The organism is Vagococcus allomyrinae (assembly GCF_017829975.1).
Lineage (GTDB): Bacteria > Bacillota > Bacilli > Lactobacillales > Vagococcaceae > Vagococcus_D > Vagococcus_D allomyrinae.
In genome coordinates this window covers 122,161-148,622 of sequence record NZ_JAEEGA010000007.1, presented here as the reverse complement: position 1 = coordinate 148,622, position 26,462 = coordinate 122,161, and the positions used below count along the sequence as shown (strand labels likewise).

General features: G+C 39.7%; 23 protein-coding genes and 1 pseudogene. 21 read left to right on the top strand and 3 right to left on the bottom strand.

Annotation, left to right across the window (positions count from 1 at the left end):
- Positions 1-23: 23 nt before the first annotated feature.
- Positions 24-866, top strand: coding sequence for an SDR family NAD(P)-dependent oxidoreductase (locus I6N95_RS12105; protein WP_209528193.1), 843 nt, complete (start codon positions 24-26; stop codon positions 864-866).
- A 235-nt stretch (positions 867-1,101) separates the two neighbouring features.
- Here I6N95_RS12105 and I6N95_RS12100 read toward each other — a convergent pair whose 3' ends face one another.
- On the bottom strand, positions 1,102-1,995 hold the full coding sequence (locus tag I6N95_RS12100; protein WP_209528190.1) for a LysR family transcriptional regulator: 894 nt from the start codon (positions 1,993-1,995) through the stop codon (positions 1,102-1,104).
- Between the two features lie 246 nt (positions 1,996-2,241).
- On the opposite strand from I6N95_RS12100, the gene I6N95_RS12095 reads away from it, so the two are divergent.
- The 3 genes from I6N95_RS12095 to I6N95_RS12085 all read left to right on the top strand — a co-directional run bounded on the left by I6N95_RS12095 (position 2,242) and on the right by I6N95_RS12085 (position 5,322).
- A complete protein-coding gene (locus I6N95_RS12095) occupies positions 2,242-3,105 on the top strand; it encodes a sugar phosphate isomerase/epimerase family protein (RefSeq protein ID WP_209528186.1) in 864 nt (287 codons plus the stop codon).
- 54 nt (positions 3,106-3,159) lie between these two features.
- Positions 3,160-4,026 carry a shikimate dehydrogenase gene (gene aroE, locus I6N95_RS12090; protein ID WP_209528183.1) on the top strand — a complete coding sequence of 289 codons (867 nt, stop codon included), beginning with the start codon at positions 3,160-3,162 and terminating at the stop codon, positions 4,024-4,026.
- A gap of 81 nt (positions 4,027-4,107) precedes the next feature.
- Positions 4,108-5,322 (top strand): MFS transporter, encoded by a 1,215-nt coding sequence (locus I6N95_RS12085; protein ID WP_209528180.1) that lies wholly within the window; start codon positions 4,108-4,110, stop codon positions 5,320-5,322.
- A gap of 57 nt (positions 5,323-5,379) precedes the next feature.
- Here I6N95_RS12085 and I6N95_RS12080 read toward each other — a convergent pair whose 3' ends face one another.
- Complete coding sequence (locus I6N95_RS12080; RefSeq protein WP_209528177.1) at positions 5,380-6,267, bottom strand: LysR family transcriptional regulator; 888 nt, start codon at positions 6,265-6,267, stop codon at positions 5,380-5,382.
- A 144-nt stretch (positions 6,268-6,411) separates the two neighbouring features.
- Here I6N95_RS12080 and I6N95_RS12075 point away from each other — a divergent pair, with 144 nt between their 5' ends.
- The 7 genes from I6N95_RS12075 to I6N95_RS12045 all read left to right on the top strand — a co-directional run bounded on the left by I6N95_RS12075 (position 6,412) and on the right by I6N95_RS12045 (position 14,057).
- A complete protein-coding gene (locus I6N95_RS12075) occupies positions 6,412-7,632 on the top strand; it encodes an MFS transporter (protein WP_209528175.1) in 1,221 nt (406 codons plus the stop codon).
- A gap of 161 nt (positions 7,633-7,793) precedes the next feature.
- On the top strand, positions 7,794-9,842 hold the full coding sequence (locus tag I6N95_RS12070; RefSeq protein ID WP_209528172.1) for an oxidoreductase: 2,049 nt from the start codon (positions 7,794-7,796) through the stop codon (positions 9,840-9,842).
- 24 nt (positions 9,843-9,866) lie between these two features.
- Positions 9,867-10,742 (top strand): shikimate dehydrogenase, encoded by an 876-nt coding sequence (locus I6N95_RS12065; protein WP_209528170.1) that lies wholly within the window; start codon positions 9,867-9,869, stop codon positions 10,740-10,742.
- A 32-nt stretch (positions 10,743-10,774) separates the two neighbouring features.
- Entirely contained in the window at positions 10,775-11,533 is a 759-nt protein-coding gene (aroD, locus tag I6N95_RS12060) for a type I 3-dehydroquinate dehydratase (RefSeq protein ID WP_209528168.1), read from the top strand.
- 242 nt (positions 11,534-11,775) lie between these two features.
- The gene (locus tag I6N95_RS12055) at positions 11,776-12,651 is read left to right on the top strand and encodes an ABC transporter ATP-binding protein (RefSeq protein WP_209528165.1); all 876 of its coding nucleotides are present in this window, start codon (positions 11,776-11,778) and stop codon (positions 12,649-12,651) included.
- Positions 12,652-12,661: 10 nt separating this feature from the next.
- Entirely contained in the window at positions 12,662-13,477 is an 816-nt protein-coding gene (locus I6N95_RS12050; RefSeq protein ID WP_209528161.1) for an ABC transporter permease subunit, read from the top strand.
- Between the two features lie 199 nt (positions 13,478-13,676).
- A complete protein-coding gene (locus tag I6N95_RS12045) occupies positions 13,677-14,057 on the top strand; it encodes a VOC family protein (RefSeq protein WP_209528158.1) in 381 nt (126 codons plus the stop codon).
- Positions 14,058-14,094: 37 nt separating this feature from the next.
- Here the strand turns inward: I6N95_RS12045 and I6N95_RS12040 are convergent, their stop codons facing one another.
- Positions 14,095-14,724 (bottom strand): nitroreductase family protein, encoded by a 630-nt coding sequence (locus I6N95_RS12040; protein WP_347340556.1) that lies wholly within the window; start codon positions 14,722-14,724, stop codon positions 14,095-14,097.
- A gap of 148 nt (positions 14,725-14,872) precedes the next feature.
- On the opposite strand from I6N95_RS12040, the pseudogene I6N95_RS12035 reads away from it, so the two are divergent.
- The 10 genes and pseudogenes from I6N95_RS12035 (at position 14,873) to pheA (ending at position 26,310) form a co-directional block, all read left to right on the top strand.
- Positions 14,873-16,164 (top strand): annotated as a pseudogene (locus I6N95_RS12035) (alkaline phosphatase family protein).
- Positions 16,165-16,228: 64 nt separating this feature from the next.
- A complete protein-coding gene (locus I6N95_RS12030; RefSeq protein ID WP_209528154.1) occupies positions 16,229-17,476 on the top strand; it encodes an MFS transporter in 1,248 nt (415 codons plus the stop codon).
- Between the two features lie 505 nt (positions 17,477-17,981).
- Positions 17,982-18,842, top strand: a complete 861-nt coding sequence (gene aroE, locus I6N95_RS12025; RefSeq protein WP_209528151.1) for a shikimate dehydrogenase — start codon at positions 17,982-17,984, stop codon at positions 18,840-18,842.
- Positions 18,843-18,866: 24 nt separating this feature from the next.
- On the top strand, positions 18,867-19,895 hold the full coding sequence (gene aroF / locus I6N95_RS12020; protein ID WP_209528148.1) for a 3-deoxy-7-phosphoheptulonate synthase: 1,029 nt from the start codon (positions 18,867-18,869) through the stop codon (positions 19,893-19,895).
- Between the two features lie 10 nt (positions 19,896-19,905).
- Positions 19,906-20,976 (top strand): 3-dehydroquinate synthase, encoded by a 1,071-nt coding sequence (aroB, locus tag I6N95_RS12015; RefSeq protein ID WP_209528144.1) that lies wholly within the window; start codon positions 19,906-19,908, stop codon positions 20,974-20,976.
- A 344-nt stretch (positions 20,977-21,320) separates the two neighbouring features.
- On the top strand, positions 21,321-22,487 hold the full coding sequence (gene aroC / locus I6N95_RS12010) for a chorismate synthase (protein ID WP_209528141.1): 1,167 nt from the start codon (positions 21,321-21,323) through the stop codon (positions 22,485-22,487).
- A gap of 29 nt (positions 22,488-22,516) precedes the next feature.
- Entirely contained in the window at positions 22,517-23,629 is a 1,113-nt protein-coding gene (locus I6N95_RS12005) for a prephenate dehydrogenase (protein WP_209528138.1), read from the top strand.
- A gap of 10 nt (positions 23,630-23,639) precedes the next feature.
- Positions 23,640-24,923, top strand: a complete 1,284-nt coding sequence (aroA, locus tag I6N95_RS12000; protein ID WP_209528133.1) for a 3-phosphoshikimate 1-carboxyvinyltransferase — start codon at positions 23,640-23,642, stop codon at positions 24,921-24,923.
- 8 nt (positions 24,924-24,931) lie between these two features.
- Complete coding sequence (locus I6N95_RS11995; protein ID WP_209528130.1) at positions 24,932-25,447, top strand: shikimate kinase; 516 nt, start codon at positions 24,932-24,934, stop codon at positions 25,445-25,447.
- An 11-nt stretch (positions 25,448-25,458) separates the two neighbouring features.
- Positions 25,459-26,310 (top strand): prephenate dehydratase, encoded by an 852-nt coding sequence (pheA, locus tag I6N95_RS11990; protein WP_209528127.1) that lies wholly within the window; start codon positions 25,459-25,461, stop codon positions 26,308-26,310.
- Positions 26,311-26,462 lie beyond the last annotated feature (152 nt).

Genomic DNA, 26,462 nt, shown 5'->3' with positions numbered 1-26,462 from the left:
AGAACGGGAGGCTATAAAGTAGAATGGAAAAACAATGGTTAGATTTAGTAGGGGATGTTTGTGTCATAACAGGGGCAGTTGGTGGTATGGGAACAAAGATCTGTCAGGAGTTTGCAAAACAAGGTGCTAATTTAGTGTTAGTGGATTTAAATGGTGATAAGTGCCAAGAGTATGCGGCAGAATTAGCAACAGAATTTGGGATTCAAGCGATTGGGGTTTCGTGTAATACTACCAGTGAATCAGAAGTGGATGCCCTTGTTGTGAGAGTAAAAGAAACCTTTGGTCGTTGTGATGTGTTAGTTAATACAGCAGCCATTTTGAAGTTCTGTCCTTTAGAAGATCTTCCTTTAGATGAGTGGAAACTAACAATTGATGTTAATTTGACAGGTTACTTCCTTATTTCACAACGAATTGGCCGACTGATGATTGAGCAAAAATCAGGGAGAATGGTTCATATATCAACCATCGCTTCTAAAAGTCCAGAAACATACAGTGGGGCTTACAGTTCGACGAAAGCAGCCGTTAGCATGTTATCAAAGCAAATCGCAGCTGAATGGGGCCAGTTTGGCGTTCGCAGTAATGCTATCTTACCATGTTTTGTTAAGACGCCACTTTCTAAAAAATTCTATGAGGATCAAGAAGTGGAGTCAGGTCGCGAACGGATGACTGCTAATCGACGAATTGGTGAAACTATCGATATTGCTAATGCTGTTTTGTATATGGCAAGTAATCGATCTGATTATTCAAATGGCGCCGAGTTGACTGTAGAAGGTGGCTACAATGTAATGCTTGGTGACTTAGTTCCGAGGCCAGGTGGACGTCGTAATTTTGCTATTGAGCAGCATAAAAAATCACGAGAAAATTAAAAAATAAGCTGGGACATAAAGTCGTTTTGCTCCGAGCAATCTCGAAGACCCCGAACAATCGGCTTTTTCGAATGCTCGGGGTTTGAGAAATCGCCGAGCCTTCAAATCTTAATGCTTTAGCATTTAGAATTTGTTGAGATCGAAGCGTAGCGTAGTGAGCAGACTTTTGGAGCGCGTCTATCGCACAATGTTCGTAAAAGTATCGGAGGCTGGGACTATTGTCCCAGCCTCTTTTTTAGATTAAGTGTTTATAATCGGTATTTTGCAGGACATACTGTTTAAAATGGTAAACAACAGGTGGTAGATAGATATTTTTGGGAATAGCTAGATAAAAGATTCTTTCCCAACTGAGGTTAACTAATTCAATTTTTTTTAGTGGCAAAGAATCCAGCAATGGCATGTTTGGGACGATGGATATTCCAAAACCTTGGCTGACAAAGCCTGCTATCACCTGGTCTTCTTCGACTTCAAATTGAATTTGATAGTTCTGATTAATTTTTTTAAACAAGTCATCTACGATGGCTCTTAAGCCACTCGATTGAGAAAAGGCAATATAAGGATAATCAATGGTGTCTCTTAAATCAACGGTTTTTTGTTGGGCTAGAGGGTGATCTAAAGGAACGATTAAAACTAACTCCTGTGAAGCAATCGGGAAAAAATCAAGGTCATCTTCTTCTTGCATATAGGAGCAAAAGCCGATATCGTATTCGCGTTCTTTAATACCCGTAATAATTTCAGATGTCACACCAGAATGAAACCCAAAGTCGATTTCTTTGTCACTGTTCGCTGCCAAATAACCACGAACGATCTCAGGAACAAATGAGGTGCCAAGAATTTGTAAAAAACTCAATTCAATTCGACCAAAGCCACTGCTAATTTTTTCGAGAGTGTCAATGCCAGTATCTAAGGTGTTCAGCGATTTTTCAACATAGCCTTGAAATACCTTTCCTTGTTTAGTCAAAATAATGTTTCGGCCATCTTTTTCAAATAGACGAACACCTAATTCTGCTTCAAGTAATGAGATGGCATTGCTTAAACTAGGCTGTGTAATGTTTAATAATTTACTTGCCTTTGTATAGTGTTGGACAGTTGCTAAAGTTTCAAAATAACGCAAATGATGTAAGTTCATATGGCTAGCTCCTTAAAATACCTAATACAGCCATAATAACAAAATGTAAGGGCATTATACAAGTCAATCTATTCGATTTAGCTATAGTTTCACCAAAAAAAACAATTAGACGGTGAGGACAACTGGGTATAGTATGTGAGATATAGATAGATAATTTTTTCACATGACGGTTGTGCACGCTAGAATGTGGGATATTTAGTAAGAAAGATCATTAAGTCTAACAATAGAAAAAGAGGAGCGCTTATCATGAATTTAGAAGGAAAACGTGTACCGTTGACGATTAGTTCGTATACATTAGGAATGGAAATCGATTTTGAACAACGTGTTAAAACTGCAAAAAAGGCTGGTTTTGAAGGCATAGGGTTAAGAGCGGAAACCTATATGCTGGCAATAAAGCAGGGCTACTCAGATGCCGATATGTTGCGAATTCTTGAAGAAAATCAAATGGAAGTTTCGGAAGTGGAGTACATTACATTATGGGCAGACCCAAACAAAACAAAAGAGACACCTGACACCTTGTTGCAGCAATTTAAGGAGCAAACAGTTTTTCACATGGCTCGATTGTTTAAGGTTGGTCATATTAACTGTGGATTGATGGAGAAATATTCTCAAGAAGTTTTGGCTCAGGCGTTTAAAGAATTGTGTCATCGCGCTAAGGAACTTATTATTGGTTTGGAATTTATGCCATATAGTGGTGTTCCTGATTTGGCAGCGGCGTGGGAAATTGTGGCGTTAGCCGATTGCGAAAACGGCATGTTGATTTTAGACACTTGGCACTGGGCCAGAGCGAATCAGACAGCGGCTGATTTAGCTGGCATTCCAAAAGAAAAATTTATTTCAGTTCAGATATGCGATGTGTTGGAACGCCGGTATCCAGATACTATTTTACGGGAAGAATCCATGCATGATCGGTTAAGTCCTGGAACTGGTTGGGGTGACACTGTAGGTTTCTTAAAAGCGATTAAAGAACATGGGATTCAACCGGTTGTCATCGGAACTGAAGTGATATCAGACCCTATTTTAGCAAGTGGTTATGAAGAGTCGGCAGCACAAAATTATGCCACCAGCATTAAAGTGATTCAAGAAGCGTGGCCAGAGTTATTGGCTTAACAATGAGATGAGGAGCTAAAGCTCAATCTCATTAAGCTAAAAGGAGGAAATAAAATGGAAAAACGAATATCGGGAACAACTGGTTTATTGGGATTAATCGGCAGTCCTGTCGGTCATTCTGGTTCACCGGCTATGTATAATTATAGTTTTGAACAGTTAAATCTGGATTATGTCTATCTGGCTTTTGATATTAAGGTAGAAGAAGTCAAGTGTGCAATTGAGTCAATTAAAACCTTAAAAATGCGTGGTTGTAATGTGACAATGCCATGTAAAACAGCTGTTGTTAAGTATTTGGATCAGTTATCACCGGCAGCAGAAATGGTCGGAGCAGTAAATACGATTGTGAATGATGGTCAAAAATTGATTGGTCATATTACTGATGGTCAAGGGTTTGTTGCTAATCTGCGTGTTCACGGTGTTGAAGTAGCAGATAAAAAGACCGTTGTTCTAGGTGCAGGTGGTGCGGCTACGGCTATCCAAGTTCAATTAGCCCTTGAAGGGGCTCAAGCTGTCACTATTTTTAATCAAAAAGATCAGTTTTTTGAAAATGGTCAGCGGACAGTTGAAAAAATTTCTCAAGGAGTCCCTGATTGCCAAGTGGCGTTATTGGATTTAGCAGATGAACTCAAATTGAAACAAGCGATTTCGGAGGCGGATATTTTGATTAACGCGACAACAGTCGGTATGGGAAATACTTCTGAAACACCTGTTAATGATATCAGTGTTTTTCATTCAGGTTTAGTAGTAGCTGACGCGATTTATAACCCAGCTGTCACGCAGTTATTAAGCGATGGAGCGGCAAAGGGGTGTCAAGTTATCGGTGGCAAAGGGATGCTTTTACGACAAGGAGCCGAAGCGTTTAAATTGTATACAGGTTTGGAGATGCCGGTGGCCGATGTAGAGAAAAGGTACTTTTCGTAAGTGGATCTGTCTTTTCTTAAGTCGATAAGTTAAGGCTCTGGATAATAGTTTGATTAGGAATGTAAGAGAAGGAGAGAAGAAATGACTAAAAGTAAATACTATTTGACAGCATTTTCATTATATTTTACTTATTTTATTCATGGAATTGGTGTCTCGATTATTGGTCAGTATAAGCAGGATTTTGCAGGAGCATGGGGGGCCAATCAGATAGCAGATGGGACACTAGATGTTAGTGCCGTCCTAGGTGTTATTGCAGCATTGGGACTAGGTCGCTTAATCAGTTTACCGTTTTCCGGACCTTTATCTGACCGTTTTGGTCGACGGGTATCTGGCTTAATTGGAGTTGGCTTATATACCATTTATTTTGTAGGTGTCGCTTTTTCACCATCGATGCAAATTGCCTACGCTTTTGCCTTAATTGGCGGTGCAGCGAATTCTTTTTTAGATACATGTGTGACCCCTTCTGTGCTGGAAATTTTTCCTGAAAACGGCTCAGTAGCGAATCTTTTTACCAAATTTTCTATTTCGATTGGTCAATTTGTTCTGCCATTTTTAATCGGGATGGTTGCGGCCTTAGGAATGTCTTTTAGAACGCTATTTATAGTAGCCACCGTTTTAATCGCCTTAGATGGTATTTTAATTGCTATCTTGCCATTTCCTGAAAAAGTGTCTGAAGATTTAGAAAAAGGCGGTACAAATGTGGCAAAAAGTGGTAAAATTAAGTTTAATTTGTTAACAGCTGCCGTTGTCATGATCGGTTTTACTTGTACGTCTACTTTTCAATTATGGTTAAACTGTAATCAAGAATTGGGGAAAATGTATGGCTTAGTAGATCCATCAAAAATTCAATCTTTTTATTCTGCAGGGACCTTTGTGGCAATTCTGTTAACTGCGTTTTTAATTAACAAAGGACTGAATGCGACGAAAGTATTAATTATTTATCCAACTATTTCGTTTGGAATGTTGTTAATCACGTATTTCATACAGACTCCGACGATTACGCTAGTTGCTGGTTTTGTTTTAGGGTATGCGGCGGCCGGTGGTGTTCTACAAGTCGCTGTGTCGACAGCTGTCAGCATGTTTCCTGATCACAAAGGGAAAATGACCTCAATTGTGATGATCGCTTCAAGTTTGGCTAACTTTATTATTTTGACAATTGCAGGCATGATTACTAAGGCAGGTGGGATCGATGGACCAAAGTATGTGCTGTTATTTAACGCGGCGATTACGTTTGTTGGTATTCTATTAGCGATTTATGTCAATTTTAAGATGAAAAAAGAAGCTGAACCAGTTTAAGTTGTTTCATGTGGTCATTATGGAAAAGGAGGAGAGGATTCTCCTCCAAGTTAATGCTCACGAAGAGAAGGTATTGGCAAGAATAAAATGTTTAAACTTTAGCGTAGCGGCTGTCAATTCTTGTCCTTTCAGACTTGCTAAGTAGATGTAGCGGGGAATCAAGTCATCTTTGAGTTTGATTACCTTAACCTCGTAGGAGTTAATGGTCTGAATTCGTGGCATTAGGGCAACGCCAAAGCCCTGAGAGACAAATCCCAGCATGGTGTGGTCTTCTTCAACTTCAACGGTAATATTGGGGACCACGTGGACTTCGTCTAACAATTGATCAACATGAGGGCGTAAACCACTGTCTTGGTTAAAATGAACAAAATCACAGTTTTTTGTTTCTTTTAACCAAAGTTGGTCCTTGCTTGCTAATGGATGATCTAAAGGTGTGACTAATACTATTTCTTGTTCTGCCAAAATGGTATAGTCAAGCTGTTCACTGTTTTTTATTTTAGAGGTAATAGCTAAATCAATCTCGTTGGACAATAGTAAATCAATCATTTCGAAAGAGTTGCCTTGGGATAAATTAAAACGGATGTTTTGATTATTTGGTAGCGCTCTAAAATGTTTAATTAAACTAGGGGCTAGATATGACCCAGCGGTGTAGATAAACCCTAGATCAACCGTTCCTGTTTCTGGGCTGATGAGCTCTTTGAGCGCTTGTTCCCCATTCGCAAGTTCTTTTAGTGCGTTGTCGACATATTTGTAAAAAAATTTACCATAACGAGTCAAGCGAATATTGCGTCCAACTTTCTCAAATAATTTTGCTTCTAGTTCTTTTTCCAATTCGGACATGGAGTGACTAAGATTTGGCTGTGTGGTATTAAGTAGTTCCGCCGTTTGTGTCATATGTTGAAGATCGGCTAGGGTTTTAAAATATTCTAATTGTCTTAAATTCATGGTGATACCTCCAACGATTAATTGATAAATACATTTTATCAGTTATCGGGAAATAAAGCATTAGAGATTTATCAGTTTATCAGGTACATTTAGATTACACACAATCGTGAATTGATGAGCATGTGAAAATAAGGAGAACATATTATGAGAATAGCTAAAAATAAGTACACATCCTTAATCGGGTCGATGTACACTAATTTTATTTTTCAGGGAATGGCCGCCATTATTTTAGCGCAAAACTTACCAGCACTAATGTCGTCTTGGAACGCAAGTTTACAAGAGGTCACTCTTGTGATGAGTGGGATCGGCTTGGGACGGATTGTTATTTTGTATTTTGCGGGGTATTTTTCCGATAAATTTGGCCGCAAGAAGACTGTACAAATTGGCATTATCAGCTATTTTGTTTTCTTTTTAGGCATGCTTATTAGTCAAAACTATCTTCACGGTTTATTCTTTTCACTTTTTGGTGGTTTTAGTAATGCTTTTTTGGATACTAGTACTTATCCCACTCTAGTGGAGGCTTTTCCTAGCGAAAAAGACAATTGTTCATTGAGCGTTTTAAATAAAGCCTTTATTTCAATCGGTCAATTTATTTTGCCTTTTTTCACCCGTTGGTTACTAACTAATCAGTTGTATTTTGGCTGGGTATTTATTGGGTGCGCTCTTTGTTTAGCTATCAATTTAGTTTATCTCTCACGAAAAGAGTTTCCGCCATTGATCAATACAAAAGAAGTGCTAGTGGAACGGGAAACTATTCAAGGTCAGCATAAGCCAAATTTTAAGATTGAAGGGATAGCATTACTTGTTTTTAGTTTTACGTCAGTTTCAACTTTTAACATTTTCATCCTTTGGATACCAAAATTTGCGGAAAGTTTGAAGCTTGTCAGTCAGGCTGATAGTTTAATTTTTGTTAGTGTCTATAGTCTAGGCTCCTTTGTCTCCGTTTTTGTCACCTCGCTGCTAGTAAAACGAGGAGTTAGTTCAACGTTAATCTTAATTACAGGCAGTTTAGTGTCTTTGATCCTGTTGATTGGTATGACTGTTTTTCCAAGTGTTCCGATGTTTTTAGTCGCGTCTGCTGGTGTTGGGGTCTTTGCCGCTGGGGGAATTTGGCAGATTGGCTTGGCAATTTTATTAGATCTGTTTCCTCAGCGAAAAGGAAAAACAACCAGTTATTATTCTTTGGCCACATCAGTCTCAGTCATGATTACGCCATATGTGACCGGCCTTTTGGGAGCAACGAATACGGCCAATATTTTCTGGTACAACATCATCTTAACAGCCGTGGCGGTCTTAGCCGCATTAGTGGTCAATTATCGTTATAAAAAGATCATGGCACCAAGCTTTGTGATGGAAACAACCTAGTCATAGAAAGAGAAGGATTTTCTTCTCTTCTTTTATCGTTCTATACATAAATTTTATTTATATAAAATCAAGTTAAAATGCATTTGTATTTATAGGTTATATCCCCTAGAATAAAGATGAATTGATTGTGAAAAACATAATAAGTACAATAGGAGGCAATCATGAGTAAATATCAAGCAATCTTCGAGCCATTAACCATCAAACGAATGACCCTAAAAAATCGAATTGTTATGCCGCCAATGGGAACTAATTTCGCCAATGTTGACGGCACGTTCAGCCGTGAGCAACTAAGTTATTACGAACAACGCGCTAAAGGAGGAACTGGACTAATAACATTGGAGAATGTCTGCATCGCCTATCCAATGGGAACAAATGGGGCAAGGCAATTGAGAATGGACAATGATCAATATATTTCCGGTCTCTGGGAATTTAATGAGAAAATGCATGCTTATGGGGCCTGTACATCGGTTCAAATCAATCACGCCGGCGCTTCAGCTTATGGTTTGCGCCTGGAAGGCCGCCAAGCTGTTTCAGCTTCAGCTGTGCCCTCAAAGAAGGGAAATCCGATTCCTAGACCTTTAGAAATCGAAGAGCTTCAGCAAGTTGTTGCCAATTATGCCGAAGGTGCTTTAAGAGCCCAACGTGCAGGCTTTGATTGTGTAGAAATCCACGCCGGTCATTCTTATTTATTAAGTCAGTTTCTGTCACCGTTATATAATAAACGAACGGATCAGTTTGGCGGATGTCCTGAAAATCGTGCTCGTTTAACAAAGCAAGTGGTTGAAGCGGTCCGAGAAGCGGTTGGCCCATTTTTCCCGATTTCGTTAAGATTTAGTGCGGATGAATTATTAGAAGGTGGGAATACACTAGAAGATACCTTGGATATTTTAAGATATTTTGTTGATGAAGTTGATATTTTAAATGTTTCAGCGGCATTAAATGACAGTTTGCAGTACCAGATTGATAAAATGAATTTACCTGATGGCTGGCGGTCATATATGTCTAAGGCGGTTAAAGATCGTTACCCTGATAAACTGACTGTCACATCTGGAAATATCCGTCATCCTCAAAAAGCGACGGAATTAATCGAAAGCGGTCAAGCGGATTTGATCGCTATCGGCCGAGGGTTAATTGCTGAACCTCATTGGGTTAATAAAGTGGAAAATGGTCAAGAATTCTTGTTGCGACAATGCTTATCATGTAATATTGGATGTGCAGATCATCGCATTGCTAAATCACGGCCAATTCGCTGTACTGTTAACCCAGATCTTTATGAGGAAGACGCTTATAAGTCGAAGCCAGTTAGCCATTCAACTAAGATGGTGGTGATAGGTGGGGGGACAGCTGGTTTAGAAGCAGCAACCACTGCTGCTGAAGTAGGTGTTAATGTGGAGCTGTTTGAATCAAAAGCTTATTTAGGTGGATTAGCCCATGAGATCGCTCGATTACCAGATAAGAAACGCATTGATGATTTCGTTACTTATCAAATTAATCGGGCAAAAGAACTGGATAACTTAGTGATTCATACGAATCACTCAGCGACCATGGCAGATATCGCATTGCGAAATCCAGATATAATCGTCAACGCAACAGGTGCCAAACCATTGTTACCACCCATTGAAGGGTTACAAGAACAATTACAAAGAGACAATCGTCGGGTTTTTTCAATTGCTGATTTACTCAATGATATGGCTAATTTTCAAGTGTTTGAAGGGCAAGAAATTGTGGTGATTGGCGGTGGTGCTGTCGGTCTTGATGTGGTGGAGTATTACGCGGAGCGTGGTGCTAAAAAGGTCACGATTGTTGAAATGCAAAAAGAACTCGGTAAAGACCTTGATTTAATTACTAAGCAAGCCATGATGGAGATTGTGACCAAATACGATGTATCCGTTCATGTTGAAAGTCGCTTAATGAGTGTGAAGGATCAGTCTTTTATGGTGGAACATGAAGGAACAATAACTGAGCTGCCATTTGATTTAGGATTCGTTTGTTTAGGAATGCGTGCTGAAGCGCCCTTGATGGCAGAATTGGCTCATTATGCTCGTGAAAATGGCGTGATGATTCATAATATAGGTGACAGCAAAGTGGCTCGTCGAATCATGGAAGGAACTAGAGAAGCTCGGGATATTTTACAGGTAATCGACGTGTTGGAGACAAGCCGATTACAAAAAGGGCATTACGAACAAGCAAAACGCCTTGTGAGAAACTAATAATAAACAGTGAGGATGAGGATAATGACTGAACGATTAAATGGAGAAACCTTATTAATAGGGTTAATGGCGACACCGATTCGCCATAGCTTATCACCAACAATGCACAATGAAGCCATGGCTAAGCTCGGCTTAAACTATGCCTATCTAGCTTTTGAGGTAGGAAATGAGCAATTAGCTGATGCAGTTCAAAGTATCCGAGCTCTGGGGTTAAGAGGATCGAATATTTCAATGCCCAATAAACAAGCTATCTTACCTTATCTAGATGAGGTATCACCAGCCGCTGCCTTAGTAGGCGCTGTAAATACAGTAACGAATAAAGAGGGAAAGGGCTACCTTGTTGGTCATATTACTGACGGAACTGGGGCGATGCGCGCTCTGAAAGAAGAAGGTGTCTCTGTTATTGGAGAAGTTATCACGTTGACTGGTGCTGGTGGTGCTGGAACCGCTGTGGCTATTCAAGCCGCATTGGATGGTGCCAAAGAATTACGTATCTTTAATGCTAAAGACAGTCATTATCATAATGCTGAAGAAACAGTTAATAAAATTAACCAGCATACTAATTGTTTGGCTAGTGTGATGGATTTAGCAGATCAAAAGGCATTTAAACAAGCCATTGCTGACAGTCACATTTATATCGACGCAACGGGCGTGGGTATGAAACCTCTTGAATCAGAATGTCTGATTACAGATCCAGATGTGATACGGCCAGATTTGGTTGTTTTTGATGTAGTCTATATTCCCAAAGAAACTAAATTATTGAAATTTGCTCGTGAAAATGGGGCAGAAAAAACAATTAACGGTTTGGGTATGATGCTTTATCAGGGAGCAGAGGCGTTTAAATTATTCACCGGTGAAGAAATGCCTGTTGACTATATTCGAGATTTATTGTTTGATTAGTGTAGAGATGAATTTAATGAGGAGTGAGATAGATGAATCTGGTTAAAATAAACGAATTGATGATTGGCGAAGGAAAACCTAAAATTGCCGTGCCGATAGTTGGGAAAACAATAGCAGATATTATTCAAGAGGCTGAAACATTGCAGAGCTTACCCTGTGATCTTGTTGAATGGCGTTTGGACTTATTTGATGAGGTAGAGAATTACCAGTTAGTGGCGGATGTTTCTCATCGGTTGCACGCTCTTTTGCCTGGCAAACCACTTTTACTAACTTTTAGAACCCTTCAGGAGGGCGGTGGGAGAGCCTTTGAAGCCGCTGCCTATTACGAGCTGTACCGTCAGATAATTGAGAACGGAAAAGCTGATATGTTGGATTTAGAATTATTTATGGCCGATGGTCAGGGAGCTCAAATTATCAAAGAGGCGAAAGCTAAAGGCATCTGTATCATCATGAGTAATCACGATTTTGAGCAAACGCCTAGCCAAACGGACATCTGCCATCGCTTGCTGCTGATGGCTGAGAAACAAGCGGATATTTGTAAAATTGCAGTAATGCCCCAATCACCTGCTGATGTTCTAACTTTGTTAGCGGCGACAAACGAGGTGAGACAAAAGACAGATCGCCCTATTGTGACAATGTCTATGGGGCAGTTGGGGTTAGTCAGTCGTATTTTCGGGGAAATATTTGGTTCAGCCATTACTTTTGGCGCTGCAGAACAGAGTTCAGCTCCAGGGCAGTTACCAGTTGGAAGGCTTGTTGAGCTGTTGGAAACAGCTAGTTGGCAAGGTTGAAGTTGAGGTTGTAATCAATTAGGTCATGTTGCCGGAATCATTTTATTTGGAATGTTTATAGTGAAGCTTGAATCTCCCTTAGACCTAGGCGGATTTGAGCTTTTTACTATATTAAAAGCTTATTGGTCGAAAGTAATTGACAGTAAGGTAACATTGGTTGACCCTCTAGTCAATCAGGTGTAGAATTCATCTTGACCAAGCAATTAATGAAGCCGGTTAGTTGTCGATAAGGAGGAGTTATTGTGGTTAACGCGATTGAAATAAATCATTTGAGCAAACATTATCCGAAAAAACGAGCGGTTCACGACATTTCTTTAGAAATAGCCGCTGGAGAAATTTTTGGCTTTATTGGGCCTAATGGAGCAGGTAAATCAACAACGATTAAAATGTTATTGAATATGATTTTTCCAACAAATGGAGAAGCTCTGATATTCGGAATGGATTGTGTTCGTGATAGTGTGGCGATTAAGGAAATGACGGCCTATGTTTCTAGCGATGTTCGTTATTATGAAGGCATGACTTCACAAGACATTTTTAATTATGTTGCTGAGTTTCATCAAATTTCTAATAGTTCACAAATGATTGCAGATTATCTTGAGCGGTTTGAGATAGAACCACATAAAAAAATATCAGAATTATCTTTGGGCAATAAGAAAAAAATTGCCATCGTTTCCGCACTAATTCAGCAACCTAAATTGATGATTTTGGATGAACCGACCAATGGGCTTGATCCCATGATGCAGCATCGCTTATTTGACGTATTGGAAGAAAAAAGAAAACAAGGGATGACAATTTTTTTATCCAGTCATGATTTACATGAAATACAAGCACATTGTGATCGGGCAGCCTTTATTAAAAATGGTGAAATCATCGCGGTGGAAATGATCAATAAAGGGTCTTCGGATGGAAAGAGAGTGACGATCACTAGTCAAACCGTTCAAGTCGAAGCCATAACAGCGCTTGGAGGGACATTGATCAGTCATGAGGAGACGACCTTTGTGTTTCTTTTTACTGGAAATTTAAGTCGTTTATTCGCGTACTTGGTACAACAAGATGTTAGTGATATCACGATCCATCAATTGGAATTAGAAGATAAATTTTTATCAATGTATGAGTGAGGTGTTGAAAATGACGATTTTTAAAATGGAGTGGCAAACAAACCGAAAGGGACTAATTCTTTGGAGTTCAATTGTTGTCTTAATACTGGTTTTATTTATGAGTGTCTTTCCAACGATGCAAACAAGCGTCATGAAAGATATGTTAGACACAAAATTAGGTGGCTTGCCAGAAAACATGTTGAAAATTTTCCATTTAAATGATGGTCCTAGTCTATTAGAACCTGTTGGTTATTTCGGATATATTTTTCAGTATATTTTTATAGCTGCAAGTATCTATGCAGCCATGCTAGGGAGTAAATCTCTGGTTAAAGAAGAATCAAACGGGACAATCGAATTTTTGTATGCTCAACCAGTTAGTCGTACGCGGATAGTTATGGAGAAATTTATCGCAGCGAAAAGTATGTTGGCGGTATTTTGGTTGATTTGTTTTTTGGCTAGTCTATGTGCCATTAGTTTTTTTAATCATACAGACACAAAGGTGAGCTCGATTATTAGTGACTTATTCAAGATTTTTATTCCGGAATTTTTTGTGTTGTTATTTTTTTTAGCTGTAGGGTGCTTAATATCGAGTGTCTTACGGACTGTTAACCAAAGCACGAGTGTTTCCCTAGGGCTAGTTTTTGGTTTTTATCTACTTGGTATTCTGGGTGACTTACAAGAGAAACTGAGCATGTTTAAGACATTATCGCCGATGGCTCAAGGTGGACCTGCAAATTTATTAGCACAAAATTTTGATTTTAAGTTGATGATACTGCTTACCACTGTGAGCATCTTGTCATTATTTGTGACAATAGTGATATACAAACGAAAAGATTTGCAAATATAAGGGGTCATCAGAATGAGTTGTTGCTTATTAAACAAGTTAGTAGGTTATTCCCTTTCTAAGTCGTATAATGATGGTAAACCTGTTACTGAACAGTCAAGAAGCTGTGGTATTAAGGGACAGTGATGTATATTTAGTGTTTTTTGGTGAAGTTTATGAACGGTAGGCCTTAAGTAACTTATTTAAAAAGGAGGTAAAAAAGATGAAAGCTGTTATTCCTTTCTTAACATTTCCGACTGAAGCAAAAGATGTCATGGCATATTATGTTGATATTTTTCCTGATACAACCGTTATTTCAAGTACCAACTACCCTGATCAACCTGAATTGTTAATGAATGGCCATTTGAAGTTAAATGGACTTGATGTATATTTTTTAGATATGGGGTCTGGCAATGAAGTTCCCATAGAATGGGGCATATCCCTGTATATTGAAATGGATTCGGAAGCCGAATTTTATGAGGTTTTTAATCCAATTGCAAAAGAAGGAACTGTGGTCATGGGACCTATGCCAATAGGCGATTTTAAGTTAGCGACATGGGTAACGGATAAGTTTGGTGTTACTTGGCAATTTACTTGTAAGTAAGAAGCGACCGGCATGGTGAACCATGCCGGTTGCTTTTTTAGAGCCATTCAGTTATATCAGCTACTGGTAGTCGATAGGATTGATAGCCCTTTTCAGCTGCCTTGCCAATCGAAATAATCAGCAACGGCAAGTAACGTCCCGAGTCTAAGCCCAAAGCAGCCGCTAATTGTTCTTTCTCGAAACCACCAATCGGACAAGTATCGTACCCGTATTTACGAGCGACTAGCATCAGATTCATGCTGACTAATCCGCCGTCCAACAAAATGGTGTTTTTTATCTGTTCTTGTGAAACACGTTGATAGTAGTTAGTCAGTTTTTCAATTTGTTGATCGCGGATGTCAGGAGTCATGGTTCCATAATCAACAGAACCTTGCATAATTTTAGTTAAATTTGAATGAGGTTGTAAGTCGCCAAAAAGACAAATGAGAGCGGCAGAAGTGTCGCACTGAATGTGATTAGCTGTTAAAAGTGGCTTAATTTTTTCTTTCGTTTTGGTCGATTCAACCACAATAAAGCGCCATGGTTGCATATTTAAGGATGATGGGGCACTAGTTGCCTCTGTTAAAATTTTTGCAAGTTCTTCCCGGGGAATTCGTTTTCGGTTATCGTATTTGCGAATAGTTCTTCGGCCATGAATGATGTCATCAAATGAGTTCGTTAAAGACACTATAATCCTCACCTTTCGTTAATGATTTTTTTATAAGGAACTTATTGCTAGTTTATCACAATTTTTGAATTAATCATGGGTTCTGAGTCAATTTTGAACCAATAAAACAATAATTTGTTATAATGTGAGATAGAAAGTAGGTGGAAAAATGCAAAAAAAACTGGTTGTGATTTCAATTGATGCGATGGGTTCTGCGGATTTGGCAGGTGATTTATCAGCAACACCAACGTTGAAAGAGTTTAAAGAAAAGGGAACACATGTCAAAGAAATTGAACCAATCTATCCGTCTTTAACGTATCCCTCTCATACGAGTATCGTCACAGGGGTCTATCCTAAGACTCACGGCATCGTCAATAACACTAAACTTCAGTCACACGTCGCATCACCTGATTGGTTTTGGTACAGAAAAGACGTTCAGGTGCCAACTTTGTATGATGTAGCCCACGAACAAGGTCTGAAGACAGCCGCCTTTTTATGGCCTGTTACGGCCAAAAGCAAAATTGATTTTAACATCGCTGAAATTTTTCCTAATCGTATCTGGACTAATCAAGTGTTAGTCTCACTACAAGCCAGTTCACCGTTATTTCTATTTGAAATGAATCGTAAATTTGGCAAATTGCGTCAGGGGATCCAACAACCTTACTTAGATGATTTTGTCACAGCTTGCGCAGTGGATACGCTAAAAAGAAAACAACCGGATTTAACGTTGATTCACTTAGTTGACATGGACAGTCAACGTCATGCTCATGGTGTAAATTCCAGCGAAGCGAACCAAGCTTTCTTAAGGCAAGATCAACGCGTTAAGAAAATTATTGATGCAACCAAAGCAGCAGGAACTTACGAACAGACAGTTTTCGCGATACTAGGGGATCATTATCAAATTGATGTTTCAAAGATGATTCGTTTGAATCATGAGTTTGCCAATCGTGGCTGGCAGGAAATGGGGGCAGCAGGAACGACGAAACGTGGATGGGAGGTTTTCGCTAAAAGTTGTGATGGGTCAACTTATATTTATTGTGACAAAGACTCTTCTATATCGCCAGAGGAAATACGTGCTGTTATTATTTCGATAGAAGGGATTGAAGCGGTTTACTCAACAGCTGAAGTTGTTGCTCAAGGTGGGGCAAATAATTGCACCTTTATGGTGAGGCCAAGAGGGGCTATTATTTTAACGATGAATCTAATGGCTCGACGATCGAAGAGGTTAAAGATGACCAGATTGGCCTGCCGAATCGTTATAAGGCTGTTCACGGCTTTTCACCTAGGAAAGAGAACTACCAAACAACGATCATGTTTAAAGGGCCTGGCATAAGAAATGGACATGTTGTGCCGTTTGCGAAGTTAGTAGATGAGGGACCGACGTTTGCCAAAATTTTAGAATTGACGCAGTTCCCTAAACAGGTAGAGGGTCAAGTTATAACTGATATTTTTGACACATAAAGCAAGCGATACTTAAATTTATTTAGCTGATCGAACAATCAGCTGATTATTGAAGGAGATAGAAATGAAGTTTACGAAGGAAGAAAAGAGTTGGATTTTATACGATTGGGCTAATTCGGCGTATTCATTGGTCATTGTAACGGCATTATTGCCAATTTATTTTAAAGTAGTGGCTAGTAACAGCGGTATTTCAGAAGCCAATTCTACCGCTTTTTGGGGATATGCTTCCTCAATAGGGACATTGATTGTCTCTCTATCCGCACCGATTTTAGGAACAATTGCAGATTATAAAGGGTTAAAGAAGAAATTATTTAATGTATTTGCTATTTGCGGCATGATCATGACCTTAGGGTTGGCTTTCGTGCCCAATCATAGTTGGGTAGCCTTATTATTGGTCTATATCGTCTCCCATGTCGGTTTTTCAGGAGCCAATGTTTTTTATGATGGCTTTCTTGTTGATGTGACGACTGATGAACGAAATGATAAGGTTTCTTCTTATGGATACGGTTTTGGTTATATTGGTAGTGCGTTATTATTTATTGTGGTGATGCTTTTACAGGTGTTTGGTGCAGAACCCTTAGGAGCTGAATTTGTAACCAAATTAAGTTTCGTGTTGACCGCCTTATGGTGGTGTTTGTTTTCAATCCCGTTTTTTAAAAAAGTTCATCAAGTGCACGGAATCGAGCGAGATAGCACTCCAGTCAGAACAAGTTTAAAACGAATTGGAGAAACCTTGCGAGATATTAGGAAATATCGCCATATCATGTTTTTTTTAATCGCCTATTTCTTCTATATTGACGGAGTTGACACGATTTTTACGATGGCGACGGCTTTTGGGATTGATATGGGGATTACGTCGACTACTTTGATTATTATTTTGTTAGTCGTCAACATTGTGGCATTTCCTTTTACTATTTTATACAGTTATTTTGCTAAGAAGTTTGGAACAAAACCAATGATTTTAGTGGCCATTGGTGTTTATATCGTGATTTGTATCTTGGCGATGTTTATGTCTAAACCTGCTCACTTTTGGTTATTAGGTATCTTGGTTGGGACATCTCAAGGTGGGATACAAGCTCTTAGCCGTTCTTACTTTGCACGAATTATTCCAAAGGATCGATCTAATGAATTTTTTGGATTTTATAATATCTTCGGTAAATTTTCAGCTGTTCTAGGTCCCATTATTTTTGGGGTGATGACACAAATCACGGGTAAATCTCAGTACGGTATCGCTAGTTTAATTGTTTTGTTTCTTGTTGGTGGTATCATGTTTTATCAAGTGCCGGAATTAAAACCAGAAGGAGAAAAGTAACCATTTTTATTTTTCTTAGAGAACAAAAATTTTCAAAAGATTTACATTTTCATGAAAAAAGGTTTGACAATGTTTTTTTTTAAGGCTATACTAAGAACAATTCTTATTTGAGAGAAAAAAGATGGAGTGATAATTATGATTTTGCTAATAACTAACACAAAACTAAATAATTATTACTTTAGCTATTTTAGATAAGTTTGTAGCCATAAACATTATGGGTGCAAACATTCCAAGTTTGTATCTATGATGGCTAAGGGATTTTTGAGACGACCAAGCCACATGGATGAAAATCTACGGTGGCTTTTATATTTTTGTTAACTAGGCTAAAGTTATTTACCTAACCAACAGAGACGTTTACCGTAGACTACATTCAACGGTAAACGTCTTTTTCTATTGAGTCACGAGACTTAAACTCGATGAGGTAATAGACAAAGCCTTCTCAGCAACGTGAAGAGGCAGTTAATCAGAAAGACCAAACATTGTTAGGGAGAGGAGGTTTTTAGTGATGATAACAGGTGAAACAAAGTTGGCGGCTGTCTTGGCTACCCCGATAAAACACAGTATTTCACCATTGATACACAATACGGCTTTTAAAGCGTTGGGAATTGATGCAGTTTACCTGGCGTTTGAAGTGGGGACTGAGGAGTTGGCAGCTTCGCTAGAGACGATCAAGACATTTAATCTAATGGGGGTCAACTTATCAATGCCAAATAAACAGTTAGGCTACCAATTGGTTGATGAAGCCTCTGAAGTCGCTCATTTAGTTCAGTCGATTAATACTGTTGTTCATCAAAATGGCAAGTTAATCGGCTACAATACCGATGGTTATGGATTTATGGAAAGTTTGCGTGATGAAAACATCGACATTATTGATCAGAAGTTTGTTTTTCTTGGAGGTGGTGGTGCTGCAATCTCAATTATTGCGCAAGCGGCTGTCGATGGCGCCAAGGAGATAGTGGTCTTCAATCGTTCGGGTAACAGTTATCAGCAAGTTGAAGAAAGATTGACTTTAATTGCTAAGCAGACTTCTTGTATAATTAAACTCTTCCCCTTAGAGCGACAAGAGCTTCTTAAGTCAGAAATAGCAACTGCTAATGTATTGGTCAATGCAACAAGTGTTGGCATGAGTCCTGATGTAGATGGTTGCTTAATACCGGACGGTCGGTGGTTACGACCTGACTTGGCAGTAACCGATATTGTTTACGAACCAAGAGAAACAAAATTATTAACGATGGCTAAAAAACAAGGCTGCCGAACGGTAAATGGCTTAGGCATGTTGCTACATCAAGGGGCACAAGCTTTCCAATTGTGGACAGGTCAACCGATGCCTATTGAAGTCGTTCGTTCAGCAATAAAAAAAATATAGTATAATAAATGGAGGATGGAACAAATGATCGTAATTATGAAACCCAATGCAACAAAAGAACAAGTTAACGTGGTAATCGAAAGAATTAAGAAAGAAGGACTTGATGTCCATTTAAGTGAAGGTACTGAGCAAACGATTATTGGTTTAGTAGGGGATACTCGAGGTGCTCAAGATATCGGATTTAAGAGTTATGATGGGGTGGAACAGACGGTCAAAATTACTTGTTCGTACAAATTAACGAGTCGTGAGTTTCATCCAGCGGATACGGTAGTTGACGTAGACGGCTTAAAAATTGGCGATGGAAGCATGGTCATGATGGCTGGTCCTTGTTCAATTGAAGGTTTGGACCAAATTATGGAGTGTGCGCGAATCGCCAAAGAAGGCGGTGCGACAGTTCTACGTGGTGGTGCTTTTAAACCAAGAACCTCTCCTTATGCTTTCCAAGGATTGGAAGAAGAAGGATTGAAATACATTCGTGAAGCAGCTGATAAATACGATATGAAAGTTATTACCGAAGTGATGGATGAAGCTAACTTAGAGTTGGTTTGCCGATACACTGATATCATTCAAGTCGGCGCTCGTAATATGCAAAACTTCAAATTATTGGAAGCTATTGGCAAAACGGGTAAGCCAGTTGCTCTTAAACGTGGTATTTCTGGTACAATTGATGAGTGGTTAAATGCGGCAGAATACATTGCCAATCGCGGAAACTTCAATATTATGTTTGTTGAGCGTGGTATTAGAACCTATGAAACAGCTACGCGCAATACATTGGATTTAAGTGCCGTTCCTGTCATTAAAAAATTAAGCCACTTCCCGATTATTGTGGATCCAAGTCATGGTGTAGGTGTTTGGGATTACGTGCCGCAAATGGCAATCGCCGGCGTTGCTGCTGGAGCAGATGGGCTAATTGTTGAAATTCATCCAGATCCTGCCAAAGCTTGGTCTGATGGTCAACAATCACTAAATGAAAAGACGTACTTAAATATGATGGAGCAAGTTCATATTATTGAAGAAGCGATGAAGAAAGTTAATGCCATAAAATTGATTTAGGGGTGAGTAGATGAAATTAACCGTTACGTTACCTCGTCACCGTTATGACTTAACGATAGGTGCAGGCGTACTGGCCAATGTTGGCCAGTGGGTCAGCAGCTTGTGGCAGCCACAACGAGTGATGGTAATTACAGATGAAACAGTCCAACAATTATATGCTGAGCAAGTTCTTAAGGCGTTGCGTCAAGCTGGTTTTACCGCGGATGCCTTTGCTGTGCCAGCGGGTGAAACGAGTAAGAGTTTGACACAAGCAGAAGAATTATACGATTGGCTTGCGAGTCAGGGGATGACACGGAAAGATGGAATCATCGCCTTAGGTGGCGGTGTTGTTGGCGATTTAACAGGTTTTGTGGCTTCCACTTTTATGCGAGGGTTACATTTTTTACAGATCCCAACTACTTTACTAGCGCAAGTTGATAGTAGCATTGGTGGTAAAACAGCTGTTAACACCGCATCCGCTAAAAATTTAGTCGGTACTTTTGCTCAGCCTGATGGTGTGTTAATTGACACGGAGACCTTAAAAACTCTTGAGCCTCGCCGTGTTCGAGAGGGAATTGCTGAAATCGTAAAATCAGCAGCAATTGCTGATATAGCGTTATGGACTAAATTATCAGGTTTAAAAGATGAACATGAGTTGTTGGAAAATGCAGAAGAGATAATCGCTGCTTGTTGTAAAGTAAAGCGTCGTGTAGTGGAAGAGGATGAGTTTGACACTGGGCAACGGTTGATCCTTAACTTTGGTCATACTATTGGCCATGGCATTGAAAATACGGCAGGATATGGTGTGGTAACTCATGGGGAAGCTGTCGCTATCGGAATGGTTCAAATTAGTCGAGTTGCTGAAAGCAAAGGGTTGATGCCTCTTGGTACCACTGCTCAGTTAAGCGAGATGTTACTGAAGTTTAATCTACCAATTACCACGGAATACTGGTCAGAGGAAGCCATTTTTAAGGCATTAACTCATGATAAAAAGACAGCAGGTTCTGATATACGCATTATTCTGTTAGAAAAAATTGGGCAAGCTAAAATTGTGACAATTGCGACGGATGAAATGAAAGAATTTCTGATACGTCAGTTATAAACTATATAGTTCCTATTTAAATAATCCTTCTTTACCGTTAAACTTTCAGCTAAAAAAAGCTGAAAGTGCCACTCTTGACGAACGATTATGCGAATTATCCAATGGAACTATTTGTCTGATTATTTAACATGATGTATATAGTTACTAAAATGGTATTAACGAGAATTGTCGAAACATTCAATCGATTGACTTGCAGCAGCTTAGTGTCTGTCAAAAGGAGAGTCAATTATTTTTTCTTTATTAAAAGACACGGAATAGCTGAGCTAGTAGAGTGGCCTAAATTCGAAAGCATTGATACCGAATGATTACAAAATAATGAGGGTTAGTAAATAGGAGGAACTAAGATGAGATATTTTACAGCGGGAGAATCACATGGTCCGGAGTTGACAGCGATAATTGAAGGGTTGCCAGCGGGAATTCCCTTAAGCATGGAAGACATTAATCAAGAGTTAGCAAGACGTCAAGTAGGCTATGGCCGTGGTGGCCGTATGTTAATTGAAAAGGATCAGGTTAGAATTACTTCTGGTGTTCGACATGGTGAAACTTTAGGCTCACCTATTACGTTAGTAGTCGAGAACAAAGACTGGAAAAATTGGCAGTCTGTCATGTCTGTAGAAGCTGTTTCTGAAAAAGAAAAGAAAAAACGTCGTGTTGCCAAACCGCGACCGGGACATGCTGATTTGGTTGGTGGCATTAAATATGGGTTTAATGACTTACGGAATGTCTTAGAACGGTCATCAGCTCGTGAAACGACTATGCGAGTGGCGATTGGGGCTGTCGCTAAGAAGTTATTGAAAGAGTTGGGAATCGATGTGGCTGGACATGTTTTAGAAATCGGTGGTGTTCGTGGAACAGTTCCTGAGAATTTAACGGTCAAGGAGATTGCTGAACGGTCTGAAGCATCAGAAGTTCGGTGTTTAGATCCTCAAGTGGATTTGGAAATGAAGCAAGTCATTGATGATGCAAAGAAAAACGGGAATACAGTCGGTGGGGTTGTTGAAGTAATCGTTGGTAATGTACCAGTTGGTTTGGGTAGTTATACCCAATGGGATCAAAAATTAGATGCTAAAATTGCTCAAGCTGTCGTTAGTATCAACGCGTTTAAAGGCGCTGAGTTTGGAGTAGGGTTTGAAGCAGCCCGTTTACCAGGCAGTGAGGTGATGGACGAAATTATCTGGTCAGAAGAAGCGGGCTATACTCGTTCTAATAACAATCTGGGCGGTTTTGAAGGCGGTATGACAAATGGGATGCCAATTGTGGTTCGGGGTGTGATGAAACCTATCCCTACATTATATAAACCGTTGATGAGTGTCGATATTGATTCTAAAGAAGTTTACAAAGCAAGTGTGGAACGCTCAGATAGTTGTGCGGTACCAGCAGCTAGCGTTGTGGCAGAAGCGGTTGTGGCAACTGAAGTGGCGAAAGCCGTGCTTAATAAGTTTGAAAGTGATTCTTTTGCCCGGTTGGTCGAACTTGTTAAGGATTACCGTGAGTATACACGGACATTTTAACAGACTAACAAGTGAAGGGAAGCTGTCAAATGAGTGAAACGTTTAGACGTGTGTTAATAGTAGGAACTGGCTTAATTGGCGGTTCTCTCTGTTTAAGTATTAAGAAGGAGTGCCCACAGGCTATCTTAGTCGGGATGGATGCCAACGAAAGCTCTTTAGAGGAGGCACTAAAAGTTCGGGCAATTGATGAGATTGGAACAGATTTTGTTGCGGAAGTTCTCAAAGCAGATCTTTTGTTGTTGTGTACACCAGTCAAGCAGACGTTGTCTTTTCTGAAAGAGGTGGACAAATTAAGTTTGATGAGGCCCTTAGTTATTAGTGATGTAGGGAGTACGAAAGGCGAGATCATGGGTTTAGCTGAAACGTTGACAAATGACCAGCTTAGTTTTATCGGGGGACATCCCATGGCTGGTTCTCATAAATCGGGCTTTATTGCAGCAGATGTGGATCTATTTGAAAATGCTTATTATGTCCTGACGCCGAGTTCAACGGTTTCTGCTGAAACCGTCGATCGATTACAGGCATTGCTTAAAGGCACTCGTGGTAAGTTTGTTGAAATGACGGCAGCAGAACACGATCAGATAACTGGTGTGGTCAGCCATTTACCTCATATTATTGCGTCAGCCTTAGTCAAACATAATCAAGTATTAGTTAAACAGTTGCCGATGACAAAAAAATTGGCGGCAGGTGGTTTTCGTGATATTACACGAATTGCTTCGTCAGATCCCGCTATGTGGACAGATATTCTACTCAGTAACCAAGAAGTGCTCGTGGCCGAGATGAAGGATTGGCAAAAGCAGATGGCGGATATTTTAAACTGGCTTGAAAGGGCAGATAAACAGACGATTTTTGATTTTTTTGCTTCGGCGAAAAACGCTCGCGATGCCTTGCCACAGCGTAAATCAGGCGCTATTCCGGCATTTAATGACCTGTTTGTTCAAGTTCCCGATCACCCAGGGGAGATTGCTAAAGTTACTGGCATTTTAGCAGGAGCAAATGTCTCCTTAACTAATTTGAAAATTATTGAGAATCGAGAAGATATATTTGGTACACTACAATTAACGTTTAAAAATCAACAAGATGTTAAAATTGCCTTTAATTTGTTAACAAAAGATGGCGGTTATACTTGTTATGAAAAGTAGGGAGTTAAGGATGAAATTATTAACGAATCAAATCGGGATTAAAGGCATTTTAGAAGTACCAGGAGATAAATCAATTTCTCATCGAAGCATCATGTTTGGTGCCATGGCGAAAGGAACTACAACTATTCGAAAATTCTTACGAGCAGATGATTGTTTATCAACAAAAGCGATGTTTGAAGAATTAGGCGTTAAGATTGACGATGATGGCGATATTATCACGGTTCACGGAACAGGTGTCAATGGCTTAAAACCAGCAAATAAGGCCATTGATATTGGCAATTCCGGCACTACTATTCGGTTGACCACTGGTATTTTAGCAGGTAGTTCATTTACAACGGTCCTTTATGGCGATGAATCGATCGCGAAACGACCTATGAATCGCGTGATGTTACCGTTACAAGAGATGGGGGCTATCTGTCGTGGAGAGTCAGGGACGGAATTCCCGCCAATTACTATTACTGGCACACCGAATTTAAAAGGAATTTCTTACAAAATGCCGGTTGCCAGTGCGCAAGTGAAATCGGCTATTTTATTAGCTGCTTTACAGGCTGAAGGGGAGACCGTTATTGAGGAAAAGGAGATTACCCGCGATCATACAGAAGATATGATTCGCCAATTTGGCGGTCAAATCACAGTTGACGGGAAGTTCATCCGTTTACAAGGTGGTCAGGAATTAACCGGGCAGGACGTTATTGTACCTGGCGATATCTCCTCAGCAGCCTTCTTCTTAGTTGCCGCTAGTATCTTAAAGGATAGTCAGCTTAAACTAATCAATGTTGGCTTAAATCAAACGAGAACAGGCATTATTGATGTTTTAACCGATATGGGTGCCTCAATGACGGTTTCGGAAGACGACCAGCAAAATAAATCAGGTTCAATTACGATTGAAACCAGTCGTTTAAAGGCAGTTGAAATTGGTGGTGATATTATTCCTCGTTTAATTGATGAATTGCCAGTCATTGCTTTACTGGCAACGCAGGCAGAGGGGCGGACGATCATCAGAGATGCGGAAGAGCTGAAGGTTAAGGAAACCAATCGAATTGATGCTACAGCCAGAGAATTAGCGAAAATGGGCGCCAAGATTGAGGCGACGGCTGATGGTTTGATCATTGATGGTCCAACACCTTTACACGGAGCTGAGGTGACGAGCTACGGCGATCATCGAATCGGAATGATGTTAGCAGTCGCAGCGTTATTAGTGGAAGATGGCGATGTTGACTTGGCGAAACCAGAAGCCGTTTCAGTGTCGTATCCAAACTTTTTTGATGACTTATCACAACTAATTGAAAGGTAGGGGTGTATATGAAACAAGTGTTGCTAATTGGTTTTATGGGCGCAGGCAAATCAACTGTTGGTAAGATGTTGGCGAAGCAATTACAAGTTGATTTTGTTGACAGTGATGAGGTCATTGTGGAGAAAGCAGGGATGACAATTGCTGAGTTTTTTGAAAAAAATGGCGAAGCGGCTTTTCGTCAGTTGGAAACTGACACCTTGAAAGAATTGGCCAGTAAACCAGGGATTATTGCTACTGGAGGCGGTATCGTGACAGGCGAAGGGAACCGAGAGGCTCTGAAACAAGTGCATAATGTTGTTTTCTTGAAAGCTGACCCTTTAGTCTCGTTGGATCGGATCATGAATGATGAACATGTCATTCGACCGTTGGTTTTGGAAAAATCCAGTGATGAGATCGTTGAATTATTTACCGGTCGTTTAAAATTGTATGAAGAATGCGCAGATTGGGTTGTTGATACGAGTGTGTTATCCCCTCAAGAAGTATGTGACAGTATTTTGAATCAGATCGTGATAAAAAACAGTTAAAGGATGATTACATGAAAGTTGCCTATTTAGGGCCAAAAGGTTCCTTCACCCACAGTGCGACGCAAGAGTATTTTTCGAATGCCGAGCTAGTTTCTTATGGGTCAATCCCGGCTTGCATTAAGGCCGTGGCTCAAGGTGAGATTCCTATTGGGGTTGTTCCGATTGAAAATACCATTGAAGGAACGGTTAATTTAACCTTGGACTATCTTTATCATAAAGCTGACTTGGCAATTTTAGGGGAATTGGTCATGCCTATTTCCCAACAGTTGCTAATGAAAAAAGATCGATCTGTTGAATTAGCTAAACTAACTAAAGTGTATTCTCACCCTCAAGCGTTAGCGCAAAGCCAAGAATTTATTGCGGAGTATTTACCAGAAGCGCGAGTTATTGCGACTGATTCAACCTCGTTAGCTGCCGAAATGGTCGCTAATAGTCACGATGATTCGGTTGCCGCAATTGGTCCTGTGGCCTGTGGTCAGGAGTATGATTTAGAAATTGTTAAAGCGGACATTCAAGACATTAGCCATAATAAAACCCGTTTTTGGATTATTAGTAACCAAGCAAACTTGCGGAATGACAGTGAAAGCATTGAGAAAGCCTCCCTGTGCTTTATTATGCCTAACAACCTTCCGGGAGCCTTGCAAAAAGCTTTAACAGCTTTTAGTTGGCGTGAACTTAACCTTAATAAGATTGAATCCAGGCCGCTAAAAACGACCTTAGGGGAATATTTCTTTTTGATTGACATTGTGCTAGAAGCGAATCAACTACCTTTATTGGCAAATGCGATGGAAGAGATCCAGTATTTAGGCGGACAAGTCAAACAATTTGGTTGTTATCATGTTCATAGAATAAAAGGGTTATAAGAACTATTAGAGAACTATTGCGATCAAGTGAGTAAGATTGCAATAGTTTTTTTAAGGAAATCTGTAGAATTAATTAAATTTGCACTTTGGACTGTTCAAATGATGGATATTCCTATATGCTTAGATAGGTTAATGAAGTTAATAAATTATCG

Bases quoted from the DNA above. Each gene is read 5' to 3' on its own strand.
- I6N95_RS12105 (WP_209528193.1), top strand. From the start codon at position 24: ATGGAAAAACAATGGTTAGATTTAGTAGGGGATGTTTGTGTCATAACA.
- I6N95_RS12100 (WP_209528190.1), bottom strand. From the start codon at position 1,995: ATGAACTTACATCATTTGCGTTATTTTGAAACTTTAGCAACTGTCCAA.
- I6N95_RS12095 (WP_209528186.1), top strand. From the start codon at position 2,242: ATGAATTTAGAAGGAAAACGTGTACCGTTGACGATTAGTTCGTATACA.
- aroE (WP_209528183.1), top strand. From the start codon at position 3,160: ATGGAAAAACGAATATCGGGAACAACTGGTTTATTGGGATTAATCGGC.
- I6N95_RS12085 (WP_209528180.1), top strand. From the start codon at position 4,108: ATGACTAAAAGTAAATACTATTTGACAGCATTTTCATTATATTTTACT.
- I6N95_RS12080 (WP_209528177.1), bottom strand. From the start codon at position 6,267: ATGAATTTAAGACAATTAGAATATTTTAAAACCCTAGCCGATCTTCAA.
- I6N95_RS12075 (WP_209528175.1), top strand. From the start codon at position 6,412: ATGAGAATAGCTAAAAATAAGTACACATCCTTAATCGGGTCGATGTAC.
- I6N95_RS12070 (WP_209528172.1), top strand. From the start codon at position 7,794: ATGAGTAAATATCAAGCAATCTTCGAGCCATTAACCATCAAACGAATG.
- I6N95_RS12065 (WP_209528170.1), top strand. From the start codon at position 9,867: ATGACTGAACGATTAAATGGAGAAACCTTATTAATAGGGTTAATGGCG.
- aroD (WP_209528168.1), top strand. From the start codon at position 10,775: ATGAATCTGGTTAAAATAAACGAATTGATGATTGGCGAAGGAAAACCT.
- I6N95_RS12050 (WP_209528161.1), top strand. From the start codon at position 12,662: ATGACGATTTTTAAAATGGAGTGGCAAACAAACCGAAAGGGACTAATT.
- I6N95_RS12045 (WP_209528158.1), top strand. From the start codon at position 13,677: ATGAAAGCTGTTATTCCTTTCTTAACATTTCCGACTGAAGCAAAAGAT.
- I6N95_RS12030 (WP_209528154.1), top strand. From the start codon at position 16,229: ATGAAGTTTACGAAGGAAGAAAAGAGTTGGATTTTATACGATTGGGCT.
- aroE (WP_209528151.1), top strand. From the start codon at position 17,982: ATGATAACAGGTGAAACAAAGTTGGCGGCTGTCTTGGCTACCCCGATA.
- aroF (WP_209528148.1), top strand. From the start codon at position 18,867: ATGATCGTAATTATGAAACCCAATGCAACAAAAGAACAAGTTAACGTG.
- aroB (WP_209528144.1), top strand. From the start codon at position 19,906: ATGAAATTAACCGTTACGTTACCTCGTCACCGTTATGACTTAACGATA.
- aroC (WP_209528141.1), top strand. From the start codon at position 21,321: ATGAGATATTTTACAGCGGGAGAATCACATGGTCCGGAGTTGACAGCG.
- I6N95_RS12005 (WP_209528138.1), top strand. From the start codon at position 22,517: ATGAGTGAAACGTTTAGACGTGTGTTAATAGTAGGAACTGGCTTAATT.
- aroA (WP_209528133.1), top strand. From the start codon at position 23,640: ATGAAATTATTAACGAATCAAATCGGGATTAAAGGCATTTTAGAAGTA.
- I6N95_RS11995 (WP_209528130.1), top strand. From the start codon at position 24,932: ATGAAACAAGTGTTGCTAATTGGTTTTATGGGCGCAGGCAAATCAACT.
- pheA (WP_209528127.1), top strand. From the start codon at position 25,459: ATGAAAGTTGCCTATTTAGGGCCAAAAGGTTCCTTCACCCACAGTGCG.